The 5,442-nt window shown below is 66.5% G+C and carries 6 protein-coding genes; 1 reads left to right on the plus strand and 5 read right to left on the minus strand.

What is annotated here, in order from left to right; all coding sequences use genetic code 11:
- The 3 genes from VIR09_RS15885 to VIR09_RS15895 form a co-directional block, all read right to left on the minus strand.
- A partial coding sequence (locus VIR09_RS15885) for an enoyl-CoA hydratase-related protein (RefSeq protein WP_332013739.1) occupies positions 1-202 on the minus strand: 202 nt, incomplete at its 3' end.
- 6 nt (positions 203-208) lie between these two features.
- Entirely contained in the window at positions 209-1,372 is a 1,164-nt protein-coding gene (locus tag VIR09_RS15890; protein ID WP_332013740.1) for an acyl-CoA dehydrogenase family protein, read from the minus strand.
- Positions 1,373-1,400: 28 nt separating this feature from the next.
- Positions 1,401-3,014 carry an acyl-CoA carboxylase subunit beta gene (locus VIR09_RS15895; RefSeq protein ID WP_332013741.1) on the minus strand — a complete coding sequence of 538 codons (1,614 nt, stop codon included), beginning with the start codon at positions 3,012-3,014 and terminating at the stop codon, positions 1,401-1,403.
- Positions 3,015-3,240: 226 nt separating this feature from the next.
- Here VIR09_RS15895 and VIR09_RS15900 point away from each other — a divergent pair, with 226 nt between their 5' ends.
- Positions 3,241-3,981, plus strand: coding sequence for an IclR family transcriptional regulator (locus VIR09_RS15900; RefSeq protein ID WP_332013742.1), 741 nt, complete (start codon positions 3,241-3,243; stop codon positions 3,979-3,981).
- Between the two features lie 13 nt (positions 3,982-3,994).
- Here VIR09_RS15900 and tgt read toward each other — a convergent pair whose 3' ends face one another.
- Both tgt and VIR09_RS15910 read right to left on the minus strand, forming a co-directional pair.
- Positions 3,995-5,131, minus strand: a complete 1,137-nt coding sequence (tgt, locus tag VIR09_RS15905) for a tRNA guanosine(34) transglycosylase Tgt (protein ID WP_332013743.1) — start codon at positions 5,129-5,131, stop codon at positions 3,995-3,997.
- A partial coding sequence (locus tag VIR09_RS15910; RefSeq protein WP_332013744.1) for an S-adenosylmethionine:tRNA ribosyltransferase-isomerase occupies positions 5,128-5,442 on the minus strand: 315 nt, incomplete at its 5' end. The genes tgt and VIR09_RS15910, both read right to left, overlap by 4 nt.

Below are 5,442 nucleotides of genomic sequence, written 5' to 3' on the forward strand. Positions count from 1 at the left end.
TGCCTCCGGCACTGAAGAAGCCGCCGCTGCCGCGCAGGATCACCGCCCGGGGCGGCGGCTCGCCGGGCGCGCCGGCAATGGCGCGGTCCATTTCGGCTACGACTTCGGCGCCGAGCGCGTTGCGCGTTTCGGGACGGTTGAGCGTCACGAACAACAAGCCGCGCAGGCGCGTGACGATGAGATGCTGGTAGACGTGTTCCATGGAACCTCAGGCCTTCTTGGCCATCAGGCCCATGTGGCGGGCGATCACCATCAGCATGACTTCGTCGGCGCCTCCGCCGATGGAGCACAGTCGGTAGTCGCGATAGGCGCGGGACACCGGGTTGTCCCAGGTGTAGCCCATGCCGCCCTGGAATTGCATGCACCAGTCGGTGATCTCGCGCGACAGGCGTCCGGCTTTAAGCTTGGCCATGGACGCCAGCTCGACGACGTCGCCGCCTTCGATATAGGTTTGCGTCGCCAGGTAGATCAGCCCGCGCAACGCCTCTAGTTCGGTCTTGAGTTCGGCCAGCTTGAATTGGATGTACTGGTTGTCCAGCAACGGTCGGCCGAACGCCTGCCGTTGCCGCAGGTAGTCCACGGTTTCCTGGATCCACATGATGGCGGCCAGGCGCCGCGCCGCGCCGTCCAGGCGCTCTTCCTGGAACTGCTTCATCTGGTAGATGAAACCCATGCCCTCCTCGCCGATGCGGTTGCGCACGGGCACGCGGACTTCGTCGAGGAAGATCTGCGCGGTGTCCGAACTCCACATGCCGAACTTGCGGATCTTCTGCACCTCGACGCCGCGTACGCGTTTGCCGTTTTCCCGCAGCGGCACCACGATGAGCGACTTGTTCTTGTGCGGATTGCCCTCGGAGGTATTGCACAACAGGCAGATCCAGTCTGCTTGGGTGCCATTGGTGATCCACATCTTCGATCCGCTGATGACATAGTCGTCGCCGTCGCGCCGCGCGCGGGTCTTGAGGGACGCCACGTCCGAGCCCGCGCCCTGTTCGGACACGCCGATGGACGCGACGGCCTCGCCAGCTATCGCCGGCGCCAGGAACTCCTGGCGCAGCGCGTCGGAGCCGAACGCGGCCAGCGCGGGGGTGGCCATATTGGTCTGCACGCCGATGCCCATCGCGACTCCCTGCGCGCGGGCGTATCCCATGGCCTCGGAGGCCGCCATGGCGTACGAGAAGTCCAGGCCCAGGCCACCGTAGGCTTCGGGCTTCGTGATGCCCAGGTACCCCAATGGCCCCATCTTCCTGAACAGCTCGCGCGCCGGGAAAATCTCGGCGGCTTCCCATTCGTCCACGTAAGGGTCGATCTCGGCGGCGATGAAGCGCCTGAGGCTGTCCATGAGTTCGCGGTGTTGCTGGGTGTAGAGCATGTCGTCTCCTTGGTTCTGGTTGTCGGTTTCAGAAGCGCGGCACGCCGAATTGCATCGGCTGCGGCGATCGCGCCTGGCCTTCGGCGATGGTGGCAAGCACGAAAGCCAGCACGGCGCGAGTCTCGCGCGGGTCGATCACGCCGTCGTCGAGTAAATGGCCGCTGGTGTAGAAGGCGCGGGCCTGGCGCTCGAAGTTCGCGATGACCTCGGCTTTCTGCGCGGCCAGGGCCGCTTCGTCCACCGGACGTCCGCCGCGCTCGGCCTGCTGGCGGGCAATGATCTCCAGCGTGCCGGCCGCTTGTTCGCCGCCCATGACCGCGGTGCGGGCATTGGGCCAGGAGAAGCAGAAGCGGGGGCGGAATGCGCGTCCGCACATGCCGTAGTTGCCCGCGCCGAACGAGGCGCCGCAATGGATGGTGATCTGCGGCACGCGGGAGTTGGACAAGGCCTGGATCATCTTCGAGCCATGCTTGATCATGCCGGCCTCTTCCGAGGCGCGGCCCACGATGAAGCCTGTGGTGTTCTGCAGGAACAGCAGCGGCGTGCCTGATTGATTGCAGAGGTGGATGAATTGCGTGGCTTTGGCCGCGCCGGCAGGATCGATGGGACCGTTGTTGCTGACGACTCCCACCGCGTGGCCGTCGATACGGGCGTGGCCGCAGATCGTCTGTGCGCCATAGTCCGGCTTGAAGTCGAGCCAAAGAGAATCGTCCACCACTCGAGCAATGATCTCCCGCATATCGATGGGTCGGCGGTGCTCCAGCACCATGACGCCGGCCAGTTCGTCCGGATCCAGGCGTGGCGGCGTGGCGATGCCTGCGGCCGCCGCCCGCGGCCAGGGCAATGCGTCCACCACCGCGCGGGCGATGGCGATGGCGTGGGCGTCGTCTTCCGCCACGTATTCGGCCAGGCCGCTGATGCGGGCGTGCATGTCGGCGCCGCCCAGCTCTTCGGCGCTGGCCACTTCTCCCGTCGCCGCTTTGAGCAGCGGAGGCCCGGCCAGGAACGCCTTGGCCTGTCCACGCACCATGATTACGTAGTCGGACAGGCCCGGCATGTAGGCGCCGCCCGCGGTCGATGAGCCATGCACCACGGTGATGACCGGCAGGCCGGCAGCCGACAGGCGCGCCAGGTTGTAGAACATGCCGCCGCCGCGGATGAATTTGTCGACTCGGTACTTGCGCAGGTTGGCGCCGGCGGACTCCACCAGATGCAAGAAGGGCAGGCGGTTCTCGAGCGCGATCTCCTGGCAGCGCATGAGCTTCATATTGCCGGCTTCCGTGAGCGCGCCGGCCTCGATGCCGGAATCCGTGGCGATGACCATGCAGCGCACGCCGCTGACGTAGCCGATCCCGGCGATCTGCGACCCTCCCGGTACGCAGGCGTCCAGGTCGCCGCCGTCCATGCCGTATCCCGCCAGCGTCGCCAGCGGCAGGAAAGGCCGGCCAGGGTCAAGCAGGCGGTCGACGCGTTCACGCGGCAACAGGGCGCCGCGCCGGGCGAAGGCCGGTGCCGCGCGCTCGGACGCGTCGCGGGCGCGTTGTTCAAGCGCGCGCATTTCTGCGATGAGGGCCAGCATGCCGGCGCGTTGTTCGATGAAGGCGGGGGATCCAGCGGGAAGGCGGGATTGGTAAGGGATCATGTCTCGTCGCGGTTATGTTTTTCGTGGCCGCAGGCCGTTGTGGAGACATTCCAGGCCAGCTGCGCAGACGCGGCAACGACTATCTGTCCGTGTGTGCACCATGTGCACATTCCGCCTCGCTGACAATCTCGCTATGATCGCCCCATCTGGACTAGACCCTGGAATGCCGACCATGCCGCGCGCAACCGCCACACGATCCTGTTCCCCCGTTTCGGCGTCGCGGCCCGTGCGCGGAGGACAGAGCATCGGCCGGGCGTTGGACCTGCTGCGGCTACTGAGCGTCGAACAGGCGGGCGGCATGGCGCTGCGCGACCTGGTGGCGCATTCGGGGCTCGACCGGACGACCGCATATCGCATGTTGTCGGTGCTCGTATCCGCTGGCTATGCAAGGCGCGATGCGGTCAGCGGTACTTATTGCCTGGGATTGGAGTCGATGGGGATGGGGCTGGTGGCGCTGGCGCAAGCGCCCCTGACGCAGATATGCGTTCCTGTCATGAAGGCGCTGGCGCGCCGTTCGGATGAGCACACGTTCCTGGTGGTCCGTAGTGGGGACTACAGCCACTGCCTGCATCTGGAGGAGGGTTCGCGCCCGATCCGGTCCTACGCCGACTACGTGGGAGGAGCGCGACTGCTGGGGTTGGGGATTCCCAGCTTCGCATTGCTGGCGCAATGGGACGACGACAGGATCGGTGAGCATTTCGAACGCCACCGCCGGCAGTACCTGGCGAAAGACCTGTCGCTGTCGAAATTGCTGCGCTGGGTCCGGCAGGCGCGCACGCAAGGCTATACCCAGGTCAGCGGCCAGGGGGTCGGGGGAGTGGGAGTTGCGTTCGCGGTCGGCGCCAGCGGCACAGCGGCGCTAGGGATTGTTGCGCCGGCGAACCGCATGCCGCGCAGTCGCGGCGCGGAATTGGCGCAGGCTATTGACGAGGAGCTTCGCCGCTTCCAGATCGGCCCCCGCCGCTAGCCCGCACCGCGTCCTACTCGATGCCCCGCGCCCGGTCTGCGGCGAACTGCGCGCGCCAGGCGTCAAAGCGGCCTTCCGCGATAGCCTCGCGCATTTCCTTCATGATGGTCAGATAGAAATGCAGGTTGTGCAGGGTGTTCAGGCGCGCGCCGGTGATTTCGTTGGCGCGCTGCAGGTGATGCAGGTAGGCGCGCGAGAAATTCGCGCAGGTATGGCAGCTGCAGCTGGGGTCCAGCGGGCGGGTGTCGTCGCGGTACTTGGCGTTGCGGATCTTGACGTCGCCGAAACGCGTGAACAGCCAGCCGTTGCGGGCGTTGCGAGTGGGCATGACGCAGTCGAACATGTCCACGCCGCGGCTCACGCCCTCGACCAGGTCTTCCGGCGTGCCCACGCCCATCAGGTAGCGCGGCGCCTGGGCCGGCAGCTTGGGCGTGACGTGCGCCAGGATGCGCATCATGTCTTCCTTGGGCTCGCCGACCGACAGGCCGCCGATGGCGTAGCCATGGAAGCCGATCTCCTGCAGCCCGGCCAGGGACTCATCGCGCAGGGCTTCGTACATGCCGCCCTGGACGATGCCGAACAGGGCGTTGGGGTTTTGCAGGCGGTCGAATTCCTCGCGCGAGCGGCGCGCCCAGCGCAGCGACATGCGCATGGAACGGGCGGCTTCCTCGACGGTGGCGGGCCGGCCGTCGATTTCATAGGGCGTGCATTCGTCGAACACCATGACGATGTCGGAATTCAGCGAGCGCTGGATGCGCATGGATTCTTCCGGCGTCAGGAACAGGCGCGCGCCGTCGATCGGCGAGGCGAACTTCACGCCTTCCTCGGTGATCTTGCGCATGCCTTGCAGGCTGAACACCTGGAAGCCGCCGGAATCCGTCAGGATGGGCTTGTCCCACTGCATGAAGCCATGCAGGCCGCCGTGCTTTTCCATGATTTCCGTGCCCGGGCGCAGCCACAGGTGGAAGGTGTTGCCCAGCACGATCTGCGAACCGATCTCTTTCAGTTCGTGCGGCATCATGGCCTTGACGCTGCCATAGGTGCCGACTGGCATGAAGATAGGCGTCTCGACCACGCCGTGGTTCAGCGTGATGCGGCCGCGGCGGGCGCCGCCGTCGGTGGCGAGCAGTTCGAAATTCAGTCCGGTCATGGGGCGGGGGACTCGATAAACATGGCGTCGCCATAGCTGAAGAAGCGGTAGCGCTCGGCGACGGCGTGGGCGTAGGCGCGGCGTATCGGTTCTACGCCGGCCAGCGCCGACACCAGCATCAGCAGGGTCGACTGGGGCAGGTGGAAGTTGGTGACCAGGGCGTCGATGACGCGGTACCGGTAACCGGGGGTGATGAAGAGGCGCGTGTCGCCTTGGGCGGCGGCCAGCGGCAGGCCGGAGGCGGTGCGCCCTTCGGTCTGGGCGGCGGCGGATTCCAGGGCGCGCACGCTGGTGGTGCCGACGGCGATGAC

Source organism: Achromobacter sp., assembly GCF_036567245.1.
Lineage (GTDB): Bacteria > Pseudomonadota > Gammaproteobacteria > Burkholderiales > Burkholderiaceae_B > Achromobacter.